Source organism: uncultured Amnibacterium sp. (assembly GCF_964250715.1).
Classification (GTDB): domain Bacteria; phylum Actinomycetota; class Actinomycetes; order Actinomycetales; family Microbacteriaceae; genus Amnibacterium.
The window spans coordinates 1-3742 of sequence record NZ_CAXUGX010000023.1; the positions used below are offsets into that span (position 1 = coordinate 1).

At 67.6% G+C, this 3742-nt stretch carries 3 protein-coding genes; all 3 read left to right on the forward strand.

The window, feature by feature from the left end; translation table 11 throughout:
• Positions 1–611, forward strand: a 611-nt coding sequence (locus ACFE7H_RS13615; RefSeq protein ID WP_375401779.1) for a toprim domain-containing protein, incomplete at its 5' end; no start/stop codon positions are given.
• 105 nt (positions 612–716) lie between these two features.
• The gene (gyrA, locus tag ACFE7H_RS13620; RefSeq protein WP_375401780.1) at positions 717–3212 is read left to right on the forward strand and encodes a DNA gyrase subunit A; all 2496 of its coding nucleotides are present in this window, start codon (positions 717–719) and stop codon (positions 3210–3212) included.
• A gap of 34 nt (positions 3213–3246) precedes the next feature.
• Positions 3247–3627 carry a DUF3566 domain-containing protein gene (locus ACFE7H_RS13625; RefSeq protein WP_375401781.1) on the forward strand — a complete coding sequence of 127 codons (381 nt, stop codon included), beginning with the start codon at positions 3247–3249 and terminating at the stop codon, positions 3625–3627.
• Positions 3628–3742: the final 115 nt, after the last annotated feature.

The window sequence follows — 3742 nt, forward strand, 5'->3', positions numbered from 1 at the left end:
CCGAGACGCAGGCGATCCTGCCGCTGCGCGGCAAGATCCTGAACGTCGAGAAGGCCCGCCTCGACCGCGCGCTCGGCAATGCCGAGGTGCAGGCGATGATCACCGCCTTCGGCTGCGGCATCGGCGAGGAGTTCAACGCCGAGAAGGCGCGATATCACAAGATCGTGCTGATGGCCGATGCCGACGTGGACGGCCAGCACATCACCACCCTGCTGCTGACGCTCGTCTTCCGGTTCATGCGGCCGCTGATCGAACTGGGCTACGTCTACCTCGCACAGCCGCCGCTGTACCGCCTCAAGTGGAGCAACGCGCCCCACGAGTACGTGTTCAGCGATCGTGAACGCGACGCCGTGCTGGCCGACGGGCTGGCCCGCGGCCACCGCGTCCCGAAGGAGAGCGGCGTGCAGCGCTACAAGGGGCTGGGCGAGATGGACTACTCCGAGCTGTGGGAGACCACCATGAACCCCGAGACGCGCACCCTGCGCCAGGTCACGCTTGAGGACGCCGCCGCAGCCGACGAGGTCTTCTCCACGCTGATGGGCGAGGACGTGGAGTCGCGCCGCAACTTCATCCTGCAGAACGCCAAAGACGTGCGGTTCCTCGACATCTGAGTCGGTCGAGCGCCGCGGCGGGTTGCGATCGACACCAGCCGTGCCCTGATCGTGCTCTCGCGCGCTACTCCGGGTGAGTCGGCCTGAATACAAGAAGGAACACGTATGGACAACATCGAGCAGGTCGACCTGCAGCTGGAGATGCAGCGGTCGTATCTGGACTACGCGATGAGCGTGATCGTCGCCCGGGCTCTGCCCGAGGTGCGGGACGGGCTGAAGCCGGTGCACCGCCGCGTCATCTATGCGATGTACGACGGCGGCTACCGGCCCGACCGCTCCTTCAACAAGTGCGCCCGCGTCGTCGGCGACGTGATGGCGCAGTTCCATCCGCACGGCGATACCGCCATCTACGACACCCTCGTCCGCCTGGTGCAGGACTGGACGATGCGGTATCCCCTGGCCCTCGGGCAGGGCAACTTCGGCTCGCCGGGCAACGACCCGGCTGCGGCCCCCCGCTACACCGAGACCAAGATGGCGCCGCTCGCCATGGAGATGGTCCGGGACATCGACGAGGACACCGTCGACTTCCAGGACAACTACGACGGCAAGACGCAGGAGCCGATCGTGCTCCCGGCGCGCTTCCCGAACCTGCTGGTCAACGGCTCCGCCGGCATTGCCGTCGGCATGGCGACGAACATCCCGCCGCATAATCTGCGCGAGGTCGCCGCCGGCGCCCAGTGGGTGCTGCAGCACCCGGACGCGAACCGCGAGGAGATCCTCGTGGCGCTGATGGAGCGCATCACCGGACCGGACTTCCCCACCGGTGCGCAGATCCTGGGCACCCGCGGTATCGAGGACGCGTACCGCACCGGTCGTGGCTCCATCACCATGCGGTCGGTGGTGAGCGTGGAGGAGATCCAGGGCCGCACCTGCCTGGTCGCCACCGAGCTGCCGTACCAGGTGAACCCCGACACCCTGGCGGACAAGATCGCCACGCTGGTGCGTGAGGGCCGCATGGGTGGTATCGCCGACCTGCGCGATGAGACCTCGGGCCGCACCGGGCAGCGGCTGGTCATCGTGCTGAAGCGCGACGCCGTCCCGAAGGTCGTGCTGAACAACCTGTACAAGCACACGCAGCTGCAGGAGAACTTCGGCGCCAACATGCTGGCCCTGGTCGACGGCGTGCCCCGCACACTGGCGCTGGACGGCTTCATCACGGCCTGGGTCGACCACCAGATCGACGTCATCCAGCGGCGCACGCGATACCGGTTGAACAAGGCCGAGGCGGATGCGCACATCCTGCGCGGCTACCTGAAGGCGCTCGACGCCCTGGACGACGTGATCGCGCTCATCCGCCGGTCTCCGACCGCCGACGAGGCCCGGGTCGGGCTGATCGAGCTGCTCGACATCGACGAGGCGCAGGCGAACGCCATCCTCAGCCTGCAGCTGCGCCGCCTGGCCGCCCTCGAACGGCAGCGCATCATCGATCAGGCCGCCGAGCTGGAGCGCTTGATCGCCGACTACAAGGACATCCTGGCGAGTCCCTCCCGCCAGCGCTCGATCATCAGCGAGGAGCTCGCAGCGATCGTCGACCGCTTCGGGGACGACCGCCGCACGGTGATCATGCCCGGCTTCGACGGCGACATGAGCGTCGAGGATCTGATCCCGGAGGAGGACGTCGTCGTCACGCTGACGCGCGGCGGCTACATCAAGCGCACCCGCAGCGACCAGTACCGCGCCCAGCGCCGCGGTGGCCGCGGTGTGCGGGGCGCACAGCTGCGCGCGGACGATGTCGTCGACCAGGTCTTCGTGACCACCACCCACCACTGGCTGCTGGTCTTCACCTCCAAGGGCCGCGTCTACCGGGTGAAGGCGTACGAGCTGCAGGAGGCCGGGCGCGATGCGCGCGGGCAGCACGTCGCGAACCTGCTCGCCCTGCAGCCCGACGAGTCGATCGCGCAGGTGCTGGACATCCGCGACTACACCGTCGCCCAGTACCTGGTGCTCGCGACGCGGAGCGGCCTCGTCAAGAAGACCTCCCTCACCGAGTACGACACCAACCGGGTCGGCGGCATCATCGCGATCAACCTGCGTGAGGACGACGAGGTGATCGCGGCGCTGCTCGTCGAGCAGGACTCCGACCTGCTGCTCGTCTCCCGCAAGGGCATGTCGGTGCGCTTCACCGCGAACGACGAGACGCTGCGGCCGATGGGGCGCAGCACCGCCGGGGTCATCGGGATGCACTTCCGCGGCGACGACCAGCTGCTCGCCGCCGCCGTGGTCAGCGACTCCGGGTACGTCTTCATCGTCACCGAGGGCGGCTACGCCAAGCGGACCGCGGTCGATCAGTACCGGCTGCAGCAGCGCGGGGGCCTCGGTATCAAGGTGGCCAAACTCGCGGAGGCGCGCGGCGATCTGGTCGGCGCGCTGATCGTGGACGAGAACGACGAGGTCCTGGTGGTACTCGCCGGGGGTAAGGTCGTGCGATCGGCCGTGGCCGAAGTGCCGGCAAAGGGCCGCGACACGATGGGCGTGGTGTTCGCTCGGTTCGCCGACGATGACAGAATCATCGCTGTCGCCCGGAACGGCGAAAAGACGGTGGAGGCGCGCGTAGCTGATGAGCTCGGTGAGAACGACGGACCGGCCGATCCGACCGGCTGATCAGCCGCCGACGTCGGTCGCGGAGAAGCTGTCCATGAAGTCGCCGCGCCCCGTGGCTGCGAAACAGGTGCGATTGAAGCTGGTCTACGTCGACTTCTGGTCGGCGGTGAAGCTGTCGTTCCTGGTCTCGGCGGTACTCGGGGTCGTGCTGGTCGTCGCCGTGTTCCTGATCTGGACGGTGCTCGCCTCGACCGGCATCTTCGGGCAGGTCAGCAGCATCGTGCAGGACGTGTCGGACAACCAGAAGTTCAGCGTGAACAGCGTGCTCTCCCTCGCCCAGGTGATGGGATTCTCGCTGATCATCGCGGCTCTGAACGTGATCGTCGGCACCGTGCTCGGAGCGATCGCCTGCCTGCTCTACAACCTGAGCGTGCGCGTCACCGGCGGCATCCTCGTCGGTTTCACCAACCAGTAGCCCGTCCGGTAGTCTCGGCAGTCGGCCGGACCGCACTGCGCTCAGCGTGCGGCGGCCTACGGGGCTATAGCTCAGGCGGTTAGAGCGCTTCGCTGATAACGAAGAGGTCCCAGGT